This is a genomic window from Bradyrhizobium sp., from assembly GCF_035309285.1.
Lineage (GTDB): Bacteria > Pseudomonadota > Alphaproteobacteria > Rhizobiales > Xanthobacteraceae > Bradyrhizobium.
This window is the reverse complement of record NZ_DATGFH010000102.1, coordinates 21,597-39,589: the sequence shown is the minus strand read 5'-3', so window position 1 is coordinate 39,589 and position 17,993 is coordinate 21,597. Positions and strand designations below refer to the sequence as shown.

The 17,993-nt window shown below is 63.9% G+C and carries 18 protein-coding genes and 1 pseudogene; 10 read left to right on the top strand and 9 right to left on the bottom strand.

Translation table 11 applies throughout. From position 1 onward, the window contains the following. Positions 1-13 precede the first annotated feature (13 nt). Both VKR55_RS20495 and VKR55_RS20490 read left to right on the top strand, forming a co-directional pair. Complete coding sequence (locus VKR55_RS20495) at positions 14-754, top strand: CpaD family pilus assembly protein (protein ID WP_324406147.1); 741 nt, start codon at positions 14-16, stop codon at positions 752-754. Then, complete coding sequence (locus VKR55_RS20490; RefSeq protein ID WP_324406145.1) at positions 754-2,058, top strand: AAA family ATPase; 1,305 nt, start codon at positions 754-756, stop codon at positions 2,056-2,058. The genes VKR55_RS20495 and VKR55_RS20490 overlap by 1 nt, the downstream gene beginning before the upstream one ends. Before the next feature lie 37 nt (positions 2,059-2,095). On the opposite strand, the gene VKR55_RS20485 is transcribed toward VKR55_RS20490, so the two are convergent. Both VKR55_RS20485 and VKR55_RS20480 read right to left on the bottom strand, forming a co-directional pair. After that, positions 2,096-2,917, bottom strand: coding sequence for a tetratricopeptide repeat protein (locus VKR55_RS20485; RefSeq protein WP_324406266.1), 822 nt, complete (start codon positions 2,915-2,917; stop codon positions 2,096-2,098). A 124-nt stretch (positions 2,918-3,041) separates the two neighbouring features. Then, the gene (locus VKR55_RS20480) at positions 3,042-3,290 is read right to left on the bottom strand and encodes a PilZ domain-containing protein (protein ID WP_324406144.1); all 249 of its coding nucleotides are present in this window, start codon (positions 3,288-3,290) and stop codon (positions 3,042-3,044) included. Between the two features lie 229 nt (positions 3,291-3,519). On the opposite strand from VKR55_RS20480, the gene VKR55_RS20475 reads away from it, so the two are divergent. From VKR55_RS20475 to VKR55_RS20460, 4 genes are all read left to right on the top strand, one after another. Continuing rightward, positions 3,520-4,581, top strand: a complete 1,062-nt coding sequence (locus VKR55_RS20475; protein ID WP_324406142.1) for a T6SS phospholipase effector Tle1-like catalytic domain-containing protein — start codon at positions 3,520-3,522, stop codon at positions 4,579-4,581. Between the two features lie 179 nt (positions 4,582-4,760). After that, on the top strand, positions 4,761-6,302 hold the full coding sequence (locus tag VKR55_RS20470) for a YifB family Mg chelatase-like AAA ATPase (RefSeq protein ID WP_324406140.1): 1,542 nt from the start codon (positions 4,761-4,763) through the stop codon (positions 6,300-6,302). A 97-nt stretch (positions 6,303-6,399) separates the two neighbouring features. Next, a complete protein-coding gene (locus VKR55_RS20465) occupies positions 6,400-6,870 on the top strand; it encodes a hypothetical protein (protein WP_324406138.1) in 471 nt (156 codons plus the stop codon). A 135-nt stretch (positions 6,871-7,005) separates the two neighbouring features. Beyond that, complete coding sequence (locus VKR55_RS20460; protein WP_324406265.1) at positions 7,006-9,252, top strand: PAS domain-containing hybrid sensor histidine kinase/response regulator; 2,247 nt, start codon at positions 7,006-7,008, stop codon at positions 9,250-9,252. Between the two features lie 104 nt (positions 9,253-9,356). On the opposite strand, the gene coaA is transcribed toward VKR55_RS20460, so the two are convergent. The 7 genes from coaA to hisB all read right to left on the bottom strand — a co-directional run bounded on the left by coaA (position 9,357) and on the right by hisB (position 14,104). Then, positions 9,357-10,313, bottom strand: a complete 957-nt coding sequence (coaA, locus tag VKR55_RS20455; RefSeq protein WP_324406136.1) for a type I pantothenate kinase — start codon at positions 10,311-10,313, stop codon at positions 9,357-9,359. Positions 10,314-10,326: 13 nt separating this feature from the next. Then, positions 10,327-10,650, bottom strand: coding sequence for a phosphoribosyl-ATP diphosphatase (locus VKR55_RS20450; protein ID WP_324406135.1), 324 nt, complete (start codon positions 10,648-10,650; stop codon positions 10,327-10,329). 129 nt (positions 10,651-10,779) lie between these two features. Further along, a complete protein-coding gene (gene hisF / locus VKR55_RS20445) occupies positions 10,780-11,556 on the bottom strand; it encodes an imidazole glycerol phosphate synthase subunit HisF (protein WP_324406134.1) in 777 nt (258 codons plus the stop codon). A 9-nt stretch (positions 11,557-11,565) separates the two neighbouring features. Continuing rightward, positions 11,566-12,306 (bottom strand): 1-(5-phosphoribosyl)-5-[(5-phosphoribosylamino)methylideneamino]imidazole-4-carboxamide isomerase, encoded by a 741-nt coding sequence (gene hisA / locus VKR55_RS20440; RefSeq protein ID WP_324406133.1) that lies wholly within the window; start codon positions 12,304-12,306, stop codon positions 11,566-11,568. Continuing rightward, positions 12,303-12,953 (bottom strand): imidazole glycerol phosphate synthase subunit HisH, encoded by a 651-nt coding sequence (gene hisH, locus VKR55_RS20435; protein ID WP_324406132.1) that lies wholly within the window; start codon positions 12,951-12,953, stop codon positions 12,303-12,305. The genes hisA and hisH overlap by 4 nt, the downstream gene beginning before the upstream one ends. Then, positions 12,950-13,486 carry a DUF2628 domain-containing protein gene (locus tag VKR55_RS20430; protein ID WP_324406130.1) on the bottom strand — a complete coding sequence of 179 codons (537 nt, stop codon included), beginning with the start codon at positions 13,484-13,486 and terminating at the stop codon, positions 12,950-12,952. The genes hisH and VKR55_RS20430 overlap by 4 nt, the downstream gene beginning before the upstream one ends. A 24-nt stretch (positions 13,487-13,510) precedes the next feature. Further along, on the bottom strand, positions 13,511-14,104 hold the full coding sequence (hisB, locus tag VKR55_RS20425) for an imidazoleglycerol-phosphate dehydratase HisB (RefSeq protein WP_324406128.1): 594 nt from the start codon (positions 14,102-14,104) through the stop codon (positions 13,511-13,513). Between the two features lie 186 nt (positions 14,105-14,290). On the opposite strand from hisB, the pseudogene hslV reads away from it, so the two are divergent. The 4 genes and pseudogenes from hslV (at position 14,291) to VKR55_RS20405 (ending at position 17,953) form a co-directional block, all read left to right on the top strand. Further along, positions 14,291-14,846: pseudogene (hslV, locus tag VKR55_RS20420) on the top strand (ATP-dependent protease subunit HslV). A gap of 3 nt (positions 14,847-14,849) precedes the next feature. Continuing rightward, positions 14,850-15,329 carry a GNAT family N-acetyltransferase gene (locus VKR55_RS20415; RefSeq protein WP_324406127.1) on the top strand — a complete coding sequence of 160 codons (480 nt, stop codon included), beginning with the start codon at positions 14,850-14,852 and terminating at the stop codon, positions 15,327-15,329. Positions 15,330-15,370: 41 nt separating this feature from the next. After that, the gene (hslU, locus tag VKR55_RS20410) at positions 15,371-16,672 is read left to right on the top strand and encodes an ATP-dependent protease ATPase subunit HslU (RefSeq protein ID WP_324406125.1); all 1,302 of its coding nucleotides are present in this window, start codon (positions 15,371-15,373) and stop codon (positions 16,670-16,672) included. A 156-nt stretch (positions 16,673-16,828) separates the two neighbouring features. Further along, positions 16,829-17,953, top strand: coding sequence for a hypothetical protein (locus tag VKR55_RS20405; protein ID WP_324406123.1), 1,125 nt, complete (start codon positions 16,829-16,831; stop codon positions 17,951-17,953). Positions 17,954-17,993: the final 40 nt, after the last annotated feature.

Here is a 17,993-nt window from a genome sequence, read left to right as displayed (position 1 = left end):
AGGAACGAGAGCGATGACCAACGGATTATCGAACGGGCGCCCTCCCAGGCTGCGCCTCCCGGGCGCGCTGATTGGCCTTGCAGTTGCGCTCGGCGCCTGCAGCCAAGCCCCCGATGCCATCATCACCGGCGGTGTACCCGACGACTATCGGCTGCGGCACCCGATCGCGATCACGGAAGCCAACCAGTCGCTCGTCGTCTTTGTCGGTCATGGCCGCGCTGGACTGAGCGCCTCGCAACGCAGTGATGTGATGGGACTGGCGCGCACCTGGGTGCGCGAGGGCACCGGGGCCGTCATCGTCGACGTGCCGGTCGATACGCCGAACGCCCGGGCCGCAGCGGCGACCTTCGGCGAAGTTCGCGCGGTCCTGATGGCGGGCGGCGTGCCGTCAAACGGCGTCGTGCTGCAGCATTATCACCCCATCGACGTGCAGGCGCTGGCGCCGATCAAGCTGAACTACACCAGGATCGCGGCAACAGCCGGGCCCTGCGGCCTGTGGCCGGAGGATCTCGGTCCGTCGCTTTCGAACCCCAGCTACAGCGAAAACAAGCCCTACTACAATTTCGGCTGCGCGACCCAGCGCAACCTGGCGGCGATGGTCGACAACCCGTCCGACCTGGTGCAGCCGCGCTCGGAGACGCCGGCCTACACGGCTCGGCGCACCGAGGGCTTCGAGAAATATCGCAAGGGTGAGTCGACCACGACCGTCTACCCCGAAACCGACAAGGCCAAGCTCAGCGACACAGGCAAGTGATGCGCGACTCCAACAAAAAAATCGAAGAAGCGTCAGACACTCTACCGCCGCCTCCGCCGCCTTTGGCGAACGACTATATCGCGGCGGCGCCACGCATCTCGGTGCAGGCGTTCTGCGAAAGCGAGCAAACCGCGTCAGCCGTGCGATCGGCGGGAGAAGACCGGCGGCTCGGCAAAGCCCATATGACGGTCAAGACGGGCGGCATGGCTGCCGCCCTCGAAGCCTATCACAACGCGCCCACGCCGAACGTGATCGTGCTGGAGAGCGGCGGCGAAAGTGACCTGCTGGCTTCCCTCGATGAGCTCGCCACCGTATGCGATCCCGGAACTCGCGTCATCGTCATCGGCAGCGAAAAGGATCAGGTGCCCTATCGCGAGCTGGTACGCCGCGGCGTCAACGATTATGTCGTCGCACCGGTCGATCCTCTCGATGTCGTGCGTTCGATCTGCAGCCTGTTCTCGGCGTCCGAGGCCGTCACCGTTGGCCGGGTCATCGCCGTGGTTGGGGCAAAAGGCGGCGCCGGCGCCTCCACCGTCGCGCACAACGTGGCCTGGGCGGTCGCACGCAATCTCAAGCTGGATTCGGTGGTGATCGATCTCGACCTTGCTTTCGGCACCGCCGGCCTCGATTACAATCAGGACCCGGTGCAGAGCATTGCCAACGCGGTGTTTCAGCCGGAGCGGCCCGACAGCGCGTTCCTCGACCGCCTGCTTTCGAAGTGCACCGATCACCTCAGCCTCCTGGCTGCGCCGGCGACGCTGGAGCAGGTCTATGATTTCGGCGCCAACGCATTCGATGCCATTTTCGATACGCTGAGGCTGACGACGCCCTGCATCATATTGGACATTCCGCATCAATGGTCAGCATGGACGAGACGCGCACTCGAAGGCGCCGATGATATCCTGATCGTCGCCGAGCCCGACCTCGCGAACCTGCGCAATGCCAAGAACATGCTGAGCGTACTGAAGGCGTCGCGGCCCAACGATCAGGCCCCGCTGTTCTGCCTCAACCAGGTCGGCATGCCGAAGCGGCCGGAGATCGACCGGCGCAGCTTTGCCAAGACACTCGAGAGCCTGCCTGTCGCGGTCATTCCCTTCGACTCGCGCCTGTTCGGCACCGCCGCCAACAACGGGCAGATGATCGCCGAGCTTTCGGCGAACCACCGCACGAGCCAGATGTTCCTGGACATGGCACGCAAGCTGACCGGCCACGCTGAGATGAAAAGGCCGAGGGGTTCGCTGCTGGCCCCGTTGCGGCAGGTCGCAAGCAAGTTCACGCGAAAGGCGACCGCCAAAGGCGGCTGACGGCTGCGTGACCGGCGCGCGCCGCTACCGTCACATCCTAGTTGGAATGGACCCTGGCCGACGCGTGGCCATCGCTCCGGTCGGATGACGCTTCCTTCCTCGTCAACAGCCGCTTGAGCTCCGCGACCTCGGCGGTTGCTTCATCGGGCGGCAGACCGGCTTTCACGATGCCTTCGGCCTCGGCCTGCTTGCCTTCAAGCGACAGCACGACCGCCAGATTCATCCGCACGCGTGGATCCTTGTCATCACCGCTGTGGGCCTTGCGCAGGGTCTCCTCTGCCTTTGCGAGATCCTTGGAGAGCAGGTAGGAGAGACCGAGATTGGACAGCACCGACGGCTCGTCCGGCCTGATCTTGAGTGCGCTCGCGTAATATTGCCGGGCTTCCTCGAAGCGGCCCATCTGATCGAGCACCGCCCCCTGCGCCGACAGGATGCGCCAATCCGGATCGTCCGGCGAATGCGCCTTGCGCAGCACGTCGAACGCCTGCTGGAAATTGCCGTTATCCGCCAGCGCGCGCCCGTAACCGGCGAGCAGAGCCTTGTTGCCGGGATTGGCGATCGCGGCTTGCTCGAGGACGGCGACCGCTTGATCCTTTTCGCCGGTGGCCCGCAGCGCCTTGCCGTATTCGAGGGCGATGGCAGGATCCTTGGGATTGGCGCGATAGCGCTCGCGATAAACCTCGACGTCACGCCGGGGATCCGCCGGCTGGCTTGCTTTGGGCTGGTCGCCGAGGGAACCGGTGACGTCAGACAACGCGGTGGTCTGGCAGCCGCAGAGGCTGACCGCCAGCGTGGCGGACGAAAGGAGGGCTACAACCAATCGCGCGAGGCGACCTTGTTTAGGCGGATACCGGTACATGTACTCTTTGGCCTGCAGGAACTCGCGACTGGCCAAAAAATCGTTGCAGCTTAACCCTAAGTTCGGGTTAACCGCGCCCGCTCCGAGGCAGGAATTCGGCGATAGGTGGGCGTGTGTTGCGCCTTCAGGCGACGAACTCGGCCCCGAACTCACAGCCGATCCGCCAGACCAGGCGGCATTGGCGGGGGTTTCCGGTCGAGAAGATCAGGGTGAATTCGGGCGGCGGCTCGAGATGCTCGGCGACGACTTTCACGCCGCCATCCGAAATGTCGGTGATCACGCAGTCACGCGGCAACGAGCCGGTCCCGAACTGAATTTTGGCGAGGCTCCTGCACAGGCGACGCTCGCTTCTACGACGATTGGCGGCCAACATTTCGATCTTCTACCCCATCACTACCGATCCATCGGTATTGGCTCGGGTTTACATCGGATTCGTTGGGATAGGCTGAGTTAGATCGCTCGCAATTGACGCGAGATTTCGATCTTATTTTAGCGATCGCGGCCCTTGGTCGCGGTTGTATCACCATGTCTTGTACATCTTTAGCTGCATCTGTAGTATTTTGCGGCATTTGAATCCAAATTATTTCGGAAAGAACGATTCAATGGCGCGAAATCTCGTTCTTTGCCTCGACGGTACCAGCAATGAGTACGCGGCCGACAACACCAACGTCGTCAAGCTTTATGCCATGCTGGAGCGCACACATGCCGAACGGCAGCTCTCCTATTATCAGCCGGGCATTGGCACGATGACGCCGGCGGCCTTTTGGGGCCGCGTCAGGCGCTGGGTGGTCAAGCAGATCGATCTTGCAACTGCGTTGTTTCTTTCAACTCACGTCAGCGATGCCTACCGCTTCCTGATGCGCTACTATCGGGAGGGCGACCGCATCTTTATCTTCGGATTCAGTCGCGGCGCCTATACGGCGCGCGCCGTCGCAGCAATGGTGCATAAAGTTGGCCTGCTGACGCAAGGCAATGATGAGCTCATCTCGTTCGCCTGGGACATGTTCGCCAAGCAGAGCGACAAAGCCGTCAGTGACGGATTCAAGAAGACCTTCTCGCGCGACGTCCCCATCTATTTCCTTGGCCTGTGGGACACCGTGAGTTCGGTCGGATGGGCCTGGGATCAGAAAAGCCTGCCTTACACGCAAAACAATCCCTCCGTGCAGATCGTTCGCCACGCCGTCGCGCTCGATGAGCGTCGGGCCTATTTCGTGCAGAATCTCTGGGGCACGATTCCAGCGGATGTCGAGCAGATCTGGTTTCCCGGCGTTCACTGCGACGTCGGCGGCGGATATCCGGAAGACAAGTCGGGGCTATCGGTGATTGCACTAAAATGGATGACGGAAAAAGCCGAAGCCGCTGGGTTGATCATCGATCAGGACATGAAAGCGATCGTGATCCCTGCACAGAATACGCCGGACGGCTATGCGGCTCCCTATGCTGGAGGGCCACCCAATGAGTCCCTCAAGGGATGGTGGTGGATCGCCGAATTTATCCCGAAGCGCTTCAGGGACCCGACTGCGAATTTCGCAACGCGCTGGATGATCCACGCTGGACGACACCGGCACATGAAGCCCGGCGCCGCGATTGATCCGTCGGTTGAGGAGCGAATGAGGTTGGTGCCAGGCTACAAACCGCCCAACCTGCCGCCATCGGCTCCCTAGCGGCGCATCCGCCTGTTGATGGAGAGGGTTCCTTCGGCCACACCCCGGCTCGACCTGCCGCTGTGGACGATTGGGCAGCCAGACCCCATAAGCAGCGTAGTGGACACAAGATGTTCCCCTAATGTTCTTGCTTCCTTTCCCTGGTTCCGCTACCCTCGCTGGCGGCAATGAGGGGCGGCATGGTTCAGCGGGTTTCGACCGTAGCATTCGAGGGGATCGAGGCCCGCTCGGTGGATGTGCAGGTCCAGGTCTCGCCGGGCTTGCCGGCTTTCCATGTCGTAGGTCTGGCTGACAAGGCGGTCTCGGAGGCACGCGAGCGGGTGCGCTCGGCGCTGATCGCCTCGGGGCTCGCGCTGCCGGCGCGGCGAATCACCGTCAATCTCGCTCCGGCTGATCTCCCGAAGGAAGGCAGCCACTACGATCTGCCGATCGCGCTCGGGTTGATGGCCGCCATCGGCGCGATCCCGACGGATGCGCTGAGCGGCTTCACCGTGCTCGGCGAGCTTGGACTGGATGGCTCGATCGCACCGGTCGCAGGCGTCTTGCCGGCCGCGATCGGCGCCAATTCGCGCGAGGAGGGACTGATCTGTCCGGCTGCCTGCGGCGGCGAGGCGGCCTGGGCCAGTCCCGACATCCAGATCATCGCCGCCAATTCGCTGATCCAGATCGCCAACCACTTCAAGGGCACGCAGGTCTTGTCGCGGCCACAGGCGAAGGTGCAGCAGGCGGCGGCCGCGCAGGTCGACCTTCGCGACATCAAGGGCCAGGAGAGCGCCAAGCGCGCGCTCGAGATCGCCGCCGCCGGCGGACATCACCTGCTGATGATCGGCGCGCCTGGTGCGGGCAAATCGATGCTCGCCGCGCGGCTGCCGTCGATCCTGCCGCCGCTGTCGCCGTCGGAGCTTCTTGAAGTTTCGATGATCGCTTCAGTCGCCGGCGAGATCGAAGGCGGCGCGCTGACCGCGCAGCGGCCATTCCGTAGTCCGCATCATTCGGCGAGCATGGCGGCGCTGACCGGCGGAGGCATTCGCGCGAAGCCCGGCGAGATTTCGCTCGCCCATCATGGCGTGTTGTTCCTCGACGAATTGCCCGAGTTCGATCCGCGCGTGCTGGATTCGCTGCGCCAGCCGCTCGAGAACGGCGAGGTCGCGGTCTCGCGCGCCAACCACCGCGTCACCTACCCTGCGCGCTTCATGCTGGTCGCCGCCATGAATCCCTGCCGCTGCGGCAACGCCTTCGAGCCCGGCTATTCCTGCCGCCGCGCGCCGATCGACCGCTGCACCTCAGACTACCAGATGCGCATTTCCGGTCCGCTGATGGACCGGATCGATCTTCGCATCGAGGTGCCCGCGGTCACCGCGGCCGACCTGATCCTGCCGCCACCTGCGGAAGGCTCCGCCGAAGTCGCCGCCCGCGTCGCGGCCGCGCGCGACATCCAGCTCAAGCGTTACACGGAGGCCGGCCTGCCTCACGTCCGCACCAACGCGGAAGCGCCGGCTGCGCTGCTGGAAGACATCGCCAAGCCCGACGCGCAGGGCCAGAAATTGCTGCGCGATGCCGCCGAGACCATGCGCCTTTCCGCGCGCGGCTATCATCGCGTGCTGCGCGTCGCCCGCACGCTCGCCGATCTCGACGGCGCCGACAACATCGCCCGGCTGCATCTCGCCGAAGCGCTGTCCTATCGCGCGCTCGCGGAAGAGGCTCGCCACGTGGCGGCGTGAAGGACAAACGTCAACCAGGCGGTAACGAGTTTTCTTTACACTCCGCCAACCATAAAGCCCGCTTTCCTCGCGGGTGTGGTTGAGCGAGTGGCGTTCCATGTTGCGTTTGAAGATTCTGGTCTCGGCGGTTCCCCTGATCGCTGCGGCGATCCTCGCCCGCGTCGAATTTTTTCCGTCTCCGCGTCCCTGCATCGCGGTCGATTCGGGGACGGTCGAGATCGCCTCGGCCCCCTGGCACGCCGACCTCCATGTCAGCTTCACCGACGATCCGAGGCTTGCCACCGTCCGCGTCGCGATGACGGACAACGCAGCAGCCGCCGATTTCGCTGTGGTCGATGACGCTGACGCCGACGACGACAGCGCCTGCGAGACGACGCCGGCGACGCAATTCATTGCGATTTCGAACCGCGGAGGCGCTGCCGCGCCGATCATCTATCTTTCGCATGAGAACGGCCCGGCCGATTACCGCATCTTCGTGCGCTCGAAACGCTTCTCGGACCGCGAAGCGGCCGCGCTGATCGTCGGCGCCCATGGCCAGCGCCCGCGCCTCGCTGACGCGGCGCTCTGACGCTCGCATTAACCTTCCGCTAACCCTGTTCTCATGGAACCGGCGAAGCGTCACAGCTTCAAACTTTTTGCAAAGGTCGCAACCGCATCGTCGCTCTGACGCACTTACATGAATGGCAATCTCAAGGTGTCGGCGATGCGGCAGACGTTCCGGATCAAACTGCGCTTGCGCCGCTTCGCCCGCCGCCACCGGCTGCTGTTCGGCACGATCCGTTCCTTCACGATCTTCTCGGCCGCCTTCGGCGGCGCCTATGGTTTCATTCTCGGCAGCCGGTCCGAGCATTCCGGCTACAACCCCCACGCGTTTGCGATCGGCGCGAGCTTTCTGTTCGCCATCGCCTGCCTTGGGTGTGTGACCCTCAGCGTCCGGCTGCGCCTGTTGCGCAGGAAGATGCGCAAGATCGCGCTCCACAACGAGGCGCTGGCCGATCGCAATTGGGAACTGCAGGAAGCCGAGGGCCGCGCGCGCAGCCTGTTCGAATCGCAGGGCGACCTGATCGTGATGCGCGACGCGGAAGGCCGCATCACCTTTGCCAACGACGCCTTCTGCTTGATGGCGGAGCGGCCGCGCGAGGTCTTGATCGGCAGCCGCTTTTCGTTCGAAATCCTGGAGCAGGGCGACAGCGCGCTCGAAGCCAACGGCACGCGAATACACGACCAGAAGATCGCGACGCGGTTGGGTGCGCGCTGGATCGCCTGGCGCGAGGGCTTTGTCCGCGCCGATGCCGGCCAGCCGGCCGAGCTGCAATGCGTCGGCCGCGACGTCACCGACCGGACCGAGACCGAGCGCGCGCTGGCCGAAGCGCGCGACCAGGCCGATGCCGCGAACCGCGCCAAATCGCGCTTTCTGGCGATGGCTTCCCACGAGATCCGCACGCCGCTGAACGGCATCATCGGCATGAGCTCGCTCCTGCTCGACACCGCGTTGACGCCGGAGCAGGCGACCTATGCGAGAGCGGTGAAAACCTCCGGCGACGCGCTGCTGTCGCTGATCGAGGAACTGCTCGATTATTCCAAGATCGAAGCCGGCAAGATCGATCTGGAGCAGCGACCGTTTGCGCTCACCGCCCTGATCGAGGATGTCACCGAATTGCTGGCGCCGCGCGCGCAGGCGAAGAAGCTCGAAATCGCAGCCTATGTCGACGAGCGCCTGCCTTCGGAGGTGATCGGCGACGCGCCGCGGCTGCGGCAGGTGCTGCTCAACCTCGCCGGCAATGCCATCAAGTTCACCGCGCATGGCGGGGTCGCGCTGATCGTCGAGCCCGGCATCTGGCCGAACGACATCAGCTTCCTGATACGCGACACCGGCATCGGCATCGCACCCGAGGCGCGCGAGAAGATCTTCCGCGAGTTCGAGCAGGCCGATGAGCGCATCGCCCGCAACTATGGCGGCACGGGGCTGGGCCTGAGCATCACCGAGCGCATCGTCAAACGCATGGGCGGCCGCATTACCCTGGAAAGCCAGCTCGGTGTCGGCTCGACCTTCGAAGCGACCATACCGCTGCCCCCGGCCGAAGCCGCTGAGCGGCCGACTGTCGCGATGCCGGATCTCGCCGGACAGCCGGTCATGCTGGTCGCGCAGCAAAGCATCGAAGCCTCGCTGATTGCGCGGCGGCTGCAGCGCTGGAACTGCCAGACCTGCCTGGTTTCGGACTGTGACGTAGCGCTGGCGCTGCTGCCGGAGCGTTCGTGGCATGCGGTGCTGGTCGACGGCGCATTCGGGTCCGAGATGGTCACCGCGATCGGCGAAGCCGCGCGGCGTCATGCCACGCACCGCATCGTGATGCTCACGCCGGCGACGCGGCAGGAATTGAAGCTGTCCTCGGCCTTCACCGGCTACCTTGTGAAGCCGCTGCGTGCCGTCTCGCTCGCCGCGCGTCTCGTCGCCACGCCCGAAGTCGCAGCACCCGATCTCGCCAGCGACATGCCGGTTGAAGCCGAGAGCACGGCCGCGACGTCCGCGGACAAGGGGACGGCCGGGCTGTCGGTGTTGGTCGCGGAAGACAACGAGATCAATGCCCTCCTGATGCGCTCACTGCTCTCCCGGCTCGGCCATCATGCTGTGATCGCGACCAACGGCGCGGAGGCGCTGGAATCCTGGCTCGCGGCGAAATCCGCCGGCACGCCCTATGACCTCGTCCTGATGGACGTGCAGATGCCCGGTCTCGACGGCATCGAGACCGCCAAGCGCATCCGCGCCCGCGAGGCCGGCGAAGCGGGCCGGCGCACGCCGATCCTCGCGCTCACCGCCAACACGCTGGTGGAAGACCGCTACGCCTGCTTCGAGGCCGGCATGGATGGCTTCCTGATCAAGCCGCTCGATCGCGACAAGCTCGCGGAGGCGCTGGCGGGACTGACGGCGTCGCGGCATCTGGCGGCGTAGCCCGCTTTCTCCGCTCGTCATTGCGAGGAGCGTAGCGACGAAGCAATCCAGAATCCTTCCGCGGAAGCAGTTTGGATTGCTTCGCTTCGCTCGCAATGACGAAGCTACAGCCTTCGCAGCGCCACCGTCTCGACCACGTGGTCAGCGCCTTTGGTCAGGATCAGCGTCGCGCGAGGCCGGGTCGGCAGGATGTTGTCCTCGAGATTGGCGAGGTTGGTGCGCTCCCAGATCGCGATCGCGGTGGCGGTCGCCTCGTCATCGGAGAGCAGCGCGTAGCGGTGGAAGTAGGATTTGGGATCGGTGAAGGCGGTGTCGCGCAGCGCCAGGAAGCGCTTGACGTACCATTGCCGCAACACCTGCTCCTCGGCGTCGATATAGACCGAGAAATCGAAGAAGTCGGACACGAACGGCACCGCCGTGCCGTCGCGTGGCAGCCGGCCGGTCTGCAGTACGTTGACGCCTTCCACGATCAGGATGTCCGGCTGATCGATCTCGACCCATTGGTTCGGCACGATATCGTAGGTCAAGTGCGAATAGACCGGCGCGCGCACCCGGCGCCGGCCGGCCTTGATGTCGCTGAGGAAGTTGAGCAGCGTCGGCAGATCGTAGCTCTCCGGAAAGCCCTTTTTCTGCATCAGGCCTTGCCGCTCCAGCACCGCATTCGGATAGAGGAAGCCGTCGGTCGTGATCAGGTCGACCTTGGGCCGCGGCGACCAGCGGGCAAGCAGCGCCTGCAGCACGCGCGCGGTGGTGGATTTGCCGACTGCGACGGAGCCCGCGACGCCGACGATATAAGGCATCTTGCGGTCGCGTATCCCCAGGAACTGACGCTGCGCGTAGTAGAGCCGCTGCATGGCGTCGACATAGATCGACAGCATGCGCGACAAGGGTAGATAAATGTCTTCGACTTCCTGCAAGTCGAGGTGGTCGTGCATCGAACGCAGCCGATCGAACTCGCCCGGCTCCAGCGTCATCGGCGTGTCGTCGCGCAGCCGTGCCCACTGCTCGCGGGTGAAGATGCGATAAGGGTTATATTGCTGATCTGGTGCCCGGATATCCATGCATGATCCTCGGTCAGTCCGGCTTGCGCGAAGCCTTCTCTTCCAGCCCCGACATTGACGTACGCTGCGCCAGTCTCGCTTCAACATCGGCCAGCGTGACGCCGCTCGCCTTCAACAGCACGAGCAGGTGGTAAAGCAGGTCGGCACTCTCGGCGATCAGGTGGTCACGGTCGTTCTCGACCGCGGCGATCACCGTCTCGACCGCCTCCTCGCCCAGCTTTCTGGCGCAATGCGCCGCGCCCTTGTCGAGCAGCTTCTTCGTATAGGACGCCTCGCCTCCCGACGCCGCGCGGGCATCGATCGTGGCGGCCAGATCATGGATGGTGAAACGCGACATCGACAAAACTCAAGCAGGCGCCCGGCGGGCACCATCCCCTTTTTGAGCATGATTTTCTTGAAAAATCGGTGCCCGTTTTTTCGGATCATGCTGTAGTTGGGGACTTAGCACTTTTGTGACAAGGAGTCGTCAGGGATCGAGCCGCATCTGCAGGCCGGCGCGCACCATGTGATCCTTGGCTTCTCGAATGGTAAATTCCCCGAAGTGGAAGATCGAGGCGGCAAGCACTGCGGTCGCGTGTCCCTGCCGGATGCCTTCGACCAGATGATCCAGATTGCCGACGCCGCCGGAGGCGATGACGGGCACAGGAACGCTGTCGGCAATCGCCTGGGTCAGCGGCAGGTCAAAGCCCTGCCTGGTGCCGTCGCGGTCCATCGAGGTCAAAAGGATTTCGCCTGCGCCGAGCGAGACCACCTCCTGGGCGTATTCGATGGCATCGATGCCGGCGGACTTGCGACCGCCATGGGTAAAGATCTCCCAGCGGTCCGAGCCGCCGGCGCGTACGACGCGCTTGGCATCGATCGCAACCACGATGCACTGCTCGCCGAATTTTTCGGCCGCCTCTTTCACGAATTCGCGCCGCGCGACCGCGGCCGAATTGATCGACACCTTGTCGGCGCCGGAGCGCAGGAGCGTCCGGATGTCGTCGATAGTGCGGACACCGCCGCCGACGGTCAGCGGCATGAAGCAGGCTTCCGCCGTGCGGCGGACCACGTCGAGCATGATGCCGCGGTTTTCATGGGTCGCGGTGATGTCGAGGAAGCAGAGCTCGTCGGCGCCAGCCGCGTCGTAGGCGATCGCCGCCTCCACGGGATCGCCGGCGTCGCGCAAGTTGACGAAGTTGACGCCCTTCACCACGCGTCCATCCTTGACGTCGAGGCAGGGGATCACGCGAACCTTGAACATTTGTCTCTCCTAGGCCGCGGCGCGCGCGTTGCGGATCAGCGCCAGCGCAGCCGACGGATCGAGTCGGCCGTCATAGAGCGCACGGCCCGCGATCGCGCCTTCGAGCTTCTTCGCTCGCAGCGTCAGCATCGCCTTGACGTCCTCGATCGAGGCGAGCCCGCCGGAGGCAATAACGGGTATGGAGATGCGATCGGCGAGGGCGATCGTCGCGTCGAGATTGAGGCCCTTCAAGAGGCCATCGCGCGCGATATCGGTGAAGATGATCGCGGCAACACCGGCATCCTCGAAACGCTGTGCGATCTCGAGCGCAGTCACTTGCGAGGTTTCGGCCCAGCCTTCGACCGCGACCTTGCCGTCGCGCGCGTCGAGCCCGACCGCGACACGGCCGGGGAATTTTTTTGCAGCGCTTTTGACGAGCTCGGGGTCACGCACCGCGGCCGTGCCGATAATGACGCGCGAAATGCCCTTGTCGAGCCAGGCTTCAACGGTGCGGAGATCGCGGATACCGCCGCCGAGTTGCACCGGCACGGTGACGGCCTTGAGCATTCCCTCGACAGCAAGCGCGTTCACGGGCTTGCCGGCAAAGGCGCCGTCAAGATCGACCACATGCAGATATTCAAAGCCCTGCGCGGCAAAGTGCTTGGCCTGCGCGGCCGGATCAAGGTTGAACACGGTCGCACGCGCCATGTCGCCCTGCTCGAGCCGCACGCATTGGCCGTTCTTCAGGTCGATGGCAGGAAACAGGATCACGGCTTCCACTTCAGGAAGTTCGAGATCAGCGCGAGGCCAAAGCGCTGGCTCTTCTCGGGGTGAAATTGCGTGCCCACCGCGGTGTCCTTGCCCACGACCGCCGTGACCGGCCCGCCGTAATCGGCGCGCGCCAGCACGTCGGGCTCGTTCGCGGCGTTGAGGTGATAGGAGTGCACGAAATAGGCGTGGCGGCCTTTCGGCCCCAGATCGAGCCGCTCCAGCACCGGATGCTCGCGCAGCACTTCCAGCGTGTTCCAGCCCATGTGCGGGATCTTCAGGTTCTCGTCGCGCGGCGTGATTTTCTCGACGTCGCCCTCGACCCAATTGAAGCCATCGGTGGTGACATGCTCCTTGCCGCGGGTCGCCATCAACTGCATGCCGACGCAGATTCCGAAGAACGGCCGCGCCTTGACCCGCACGGCCTCGGTGAGCGCTTCGACCATGCCGTCGACGGCATCGAGGCCGCGACGGCAATCGGCAAAGGCGCCGACGCCGGGCAACACGATGCGATCGGCGCGATAGACCGCGTCGGGATCACGCGTGACCACGATCCTCTCGGGATCCTGGGTGCTGCGCGCGGCACGCTCAAAGGCTTTCGCCGCGGAATGCAGATTGCCCGAGCCGTAGTCGATGATGGCAACCGTCATCGTGATCCTCCTGGCTCTGGAAACAATCCGATAATGGCGCCCTGCGGCAGCGGCGGCGGTTCGGAGAAACGTTGACCGGGGATGTCGCGGGTCGGCGGCGGACCGCCGCGATCGACCGAGAGCGGATCAAAGCCGGTCCACCGCTTGCCGTTACTTGCGGTCCAGCGATCGAAGAAACGCCGCTCGGCGGCCTCTTCGTCATCGGCGACAACTACGTCGAGCTGGCGCCATTTGCGCCGCGAATAGCTCCAGCGCTGCAAAGTCGAAGCCTCGAGCCCCATTAGGATCGCCAGGATGATGTCGACGACGACGACCCCCAGACGGCCGCCGCCAAGCCTGAGCACTGCGAATTCGAGCCCGATGACCAAGATGAGCCAGCCGAGCAGCGCAAGCCACAGCCGCTTCCAGACGAGCCAGAGCGGACCCAGCACCATCGCCCAGAAATGGAAGCCGTCGCGCACGAACACGAACTTGTCGGTGGCGCGAAAATCTGCGGCATAGGCTGAAGGTGCGTGAACCGTATAGACCGGCATTGTCAAACACTCCGCCGAACGAGATCAGCCGCCGAGCTGACCCTTGGTGGATGGCACTTCGCCGGCCGCGTGCGGATCGATCGCGACCGCGGCCCGCAGCGCCCGCGCCAGACCCTTGAAGCAGGATTCGGCGATATGGTGGCTGTTCTCGCCATATAGGGTCTCGACGTGCAAAGTCACGCCGGCATTCATGGTGAAAGCATTGAACCATTCGCGCACCAGCTCGGTATCGAACTGCCCGATCTTGTCGCGCGGGAACGCCGCCTTGAACACCAGCACCGGCCGGCCGGAAATGTCGATCACGACCCGCGTCAGCGTCTCGTCCATCGGCATGTGGATCGAGGCATAGCGGGTAATGCCGGCCATGTTGCCAAGCGCCTGCCGCACGGCCTGTCCGAGCGCAATGCCGACGTCTTCGGTGGTGTGGTGATGGTCGACATGAAGGTCGCCATTGGCCTTAACCGCAATATCGATGCGGGAATGGCGGGCCAGCAGATCCAGCATATGGTCGAAGAAGCCGATGCCGGTCGAGACACTGGCCACACCGGTGCCGTCGAGGTTCACCGCCACCTCGATGTCGGTCTCCTTGGTCTTGCGCTTGATGGTCGCGGTGCGCATGAAAACTAGGCCTTCCTGCCGAAAAAACGGGGGTCTTTTAACAGGCTGATGACGCCTTCGCTACTGCGGGATGACCCGATCCGGGCCCCAACCTGGCCCTATGGTGAGCGGATTTCTGCCCCCCAACCGCGCCGATTGTAACCTTTGGCCTCACCCCCTAAATCTGGCCCGACAAGAGGGTATCCCATGCATGCATCCAATGAGCAGCCGGTCTGGCACGGCACCACCATTGTGACCGTCCGCAAAGGCGGCAAGGTCGTGATCGGCGGCGACGGCCAGGTCTCGATCGGCCAGACCGTGATCAAGTCCAACGCCAAAAAGGTCCGCAGGCTCGGCAAGGGCGACGTGATCGGCGGTTTTGCCGGTGCCACCGCTGACGCCTTCACCCTGTTCGAGCGGCTGGAGAGCAAGCTCGAGCAATACCCGGGGCAACTGACCCGCGCTGCGGTCGAGCTCGCCAAGGACTGGGACCGACCGCTATCTGCGCCGGCTGGAGGCGATGATGATCGTCGCTGACAAGGATGTGTCGCTGGTGCTGACCGGCACAGGTGACGTGCTGGAGCCGGAGGGCGGCGTCATGGCGATCGGCTCCGGCGGCAATTATGCGCTGGCTGCGGCGCGGGCGCTGATCGATTCAGACAAGGACGCCGAGGCGATCGTGCGCCGGTCGCTCGACATTGCCGCCGATATCTGTGTCTTCACCAACCGCAACGTCACCATCGAGACCCTGCCGGGTGGTTAGCCGATGGAGGCCTACACATTTCGACCGATGGCGGAAGCTGACCTGCCGTTGATCCTGCGCTGGTTGCAGACCCCGGAGGTCGTGCGCTGGTGGGGCGATCCGGGCGAGCAGTATGGGCTCGTCAGCGGCGACCTCGCTCATCCCGACATGGACCAGTTCCTGGTCGCTCTCGACGGTCGCCTGTTCGCCTACATCCAGTGCTACCGGCTCTCGACCTGGAACCAGGGCTTTGGCGCCCAGCCGCGTGACGCGCGCGGCATCGACCAATTCATCGGCGAGCCGACCTTCGTAGGCCGCGGACATGGATCAAAATTCATCCGCCAATTTGTCGACGACCTGCTGCTAAAAGGCACGCCGCGCGTTGTGACTGATCCCGATCCCGAGAACATCCGCGCCATCCGCGCCTATGAAAATGCCGGATTTTTGCGAGATCGGCTGGTGGAAACGCCGGACGGGCCTGCACTCTTGATGATACGTCAGTGATGTGGCTTGTCGGTGCAGCATTCCAGCCTTAGCTAGAACCCATGACAGACTTCTCCCCTCGCGAAATCGTCTCCGAACTCGATCGTTTCATCGTCGGCCAGTCCGACGCCAAGCGCGCGGTCTCGATCGCGCTGCGCAACCGCTGGCGCCGGCTGCAGCTCAATGGCGGCTTGCGCGAGGAAGTGCTGCCGAAAAACATCCTGATGATCGGACCGACCGGCGTCGGGAAGACCGAGATCGCGCGGCGGCTCGCGAAACTCGCGAGTGCGCCGTTCATCAAGGTCGAGGCAACCAAGTTCACCGAGGTCGGCTATGTCGGCCGCGACGTCGAGCAGATCATCCGCGACCTCGTCGAGGTCGCGATCATCCAGGTGCGCGAGCGCAAGCGCAAGGACGTGCAGGCGCGCGCCCAGCTTGCCGCCGAGGAGCGCGTGCTGGATGCGCTGGTCGGTCCGAACTCCTCTGCCGCAACGCGGGAGTCGTTTCGAAAGAAACTCCGCGCCGGCGAGCTCAACGACAAGGAGATCGAGGTCGAGACGCAGTCGTCCGGCGGCTTTCCGATGTTCGAGATCCCGGGCATGCCGGGCGCGCAGATGGGCGCGATCTCGATCGGCGACATCTTCGGCAAGCTCGGCGGGCGGACCAAGACCCGCCGGCTCACGGTCGAGGGCTCGCACGAGATCCTGGTCAACGAGGAGTCCGACAAGCTGCTCGACAGCGACCAGTTGACGCAGGAAGCCATTCATGCCGTCGAAAACAACGGCATCGTGTTCCTCGACGAGATCGACAAGATCTGCATCCGCGAAAACCGCCTTGGCGGCGACGTCTCGCGCGAGGGCGTGCAGCGCGACCTCTTACCACTGATCGAGGGCACCGCCGTCACGACCAAACACGGCGTGGTCAAGACGGACCACATCCTGTTCATCGCCTCCGGCGCGTTCCACATCGCAAAACCCTCCGACCTGCTGCCGGAATTGCAGGGTCGCCTGCCGATCCGGGTCGAACTGCAGGCCCTGACACGTGACGACATGCGCCGCATCCTGACCGAGCCGGAGGCCTCGCTGATCAAGCAATATGTGGCGCTGATGAAGACCGAGGGCGTAACGCTCGACATCACCGACGGCGCCATCGACGCGCTCGCCGATGTCGCGGTCGCAGTGAATGCCACCGTCGAGAACATTGGCGCGCGGCGGCTGCAGACCGTGATGGAGCGGGTGCTCGACGAAATCTCCTTCACCGCGCCCGACCGCGGCGGCGAGACCGTCCAGATCGACGCCGCCTATGTCGAGAAGCACGTCGGCGACCTCGCCAAGAATGCCGATCTGAGCCGGTTTATTTTGTAATTTCCGGCCGTCGCGGTATTTATCCCGCTGTCGTCCCCGCGAACGCGGGGACCCATAACCACAGACCCTCGTGATTGGATAAGCCCCAGCCTTGGCACAATACCGACATCGGTGGTTATGGGTCCCGGCTCTTCGCTCGCATGGCCGGGACGACAGATGAAGCCCCCTCCATGGCAAAACCCCTGGCGCGTGATGCTCGCCGTCAACGTCGCCGTCCTGATCGGGGTTTTCTGGCACAAGGTGCTGCTGCCGCCTTGGGTTCCGTATATCCATCTTGTCGTCGATTACCATTTCGGCTTCATCAAGCGCGCGCTGATCGGCGCGATCGTGTCGCTCGTCGTCGACAAGGTGCCGGTATGGCTGGTGTTCGCGCTGGCGGGCACGGTGTGGCTGATCACGCTCGGCCTGTTCATCCGGCTGTTTCAGCGAACGTTCGGCTTCGACGAGAAGACCTTGCCGCTGTTTCTGTTCACAGCCGCCTCGCCGTTCTTCTTCAAGAACTTCATGCATTCGCTCGGCCATTTCGACATCTATGGCTGCCTGGCTGCGATCATCCTCCTGCTGGCGCCGGCGCGATCGATTGGCTTCGTGCTTCTCGCGGCGCTGTTGTCAATCATCCTGATCCTGATCCACCACATCCATCTGTTGATGTATGTGCCGACCATCGGCGTCATCGTGGTGCTGCGGTATTATCTCTCCGCAGGCATCAATCGCACTAATGTCGCCGTCGGAGTCATCGCCACGCTCGCGATCGGCGCGCTCTTCATTGCCGCGCAATTCTGGGGAACGATGCCGATCCCGGCGCCCCAGTTCATCGATTATCTGAAAAGCCGGATGGCCGATCCCTCGCGGACTGATCTGTTGAGCTTTGCCTACATCTGGTATCAGCCGCTCTCCAAGGAGATTTCCGATACCTGGGCGCGCATGCCCTCGAACATTCTGGGCGTGCCGGTGTTTGCGCTCCTGATCTGGCTGCACACGCCGCTGTGGCGATACTACGCGGATACAATCCGCGCGCTGCGAGAGGACTTGCACCGGCGTCTTGTCGTCGCCGCGCTGACCGGTGTCACCCTCGGCTATCTCATCATGTTCGCGATCGTGTTCGACTATTCGCGCTGGGTCTCGAACTGGGCAGTCTGCATGTTCCTGATCCTGCATGCGGTGAAGATGCTGCCGGCCTCGCGCGCGGTCGCGCCGATCCCGGCAGACGACCGCAAGACCACGATCTTCGCCGCCATTGTCACGCTAATTCCCCGCGTCGGGATCGTCAGGCCTTTTTAGTTTAGGCATGATCCTTGCGAAAAACCGGTGCCCACCCCGC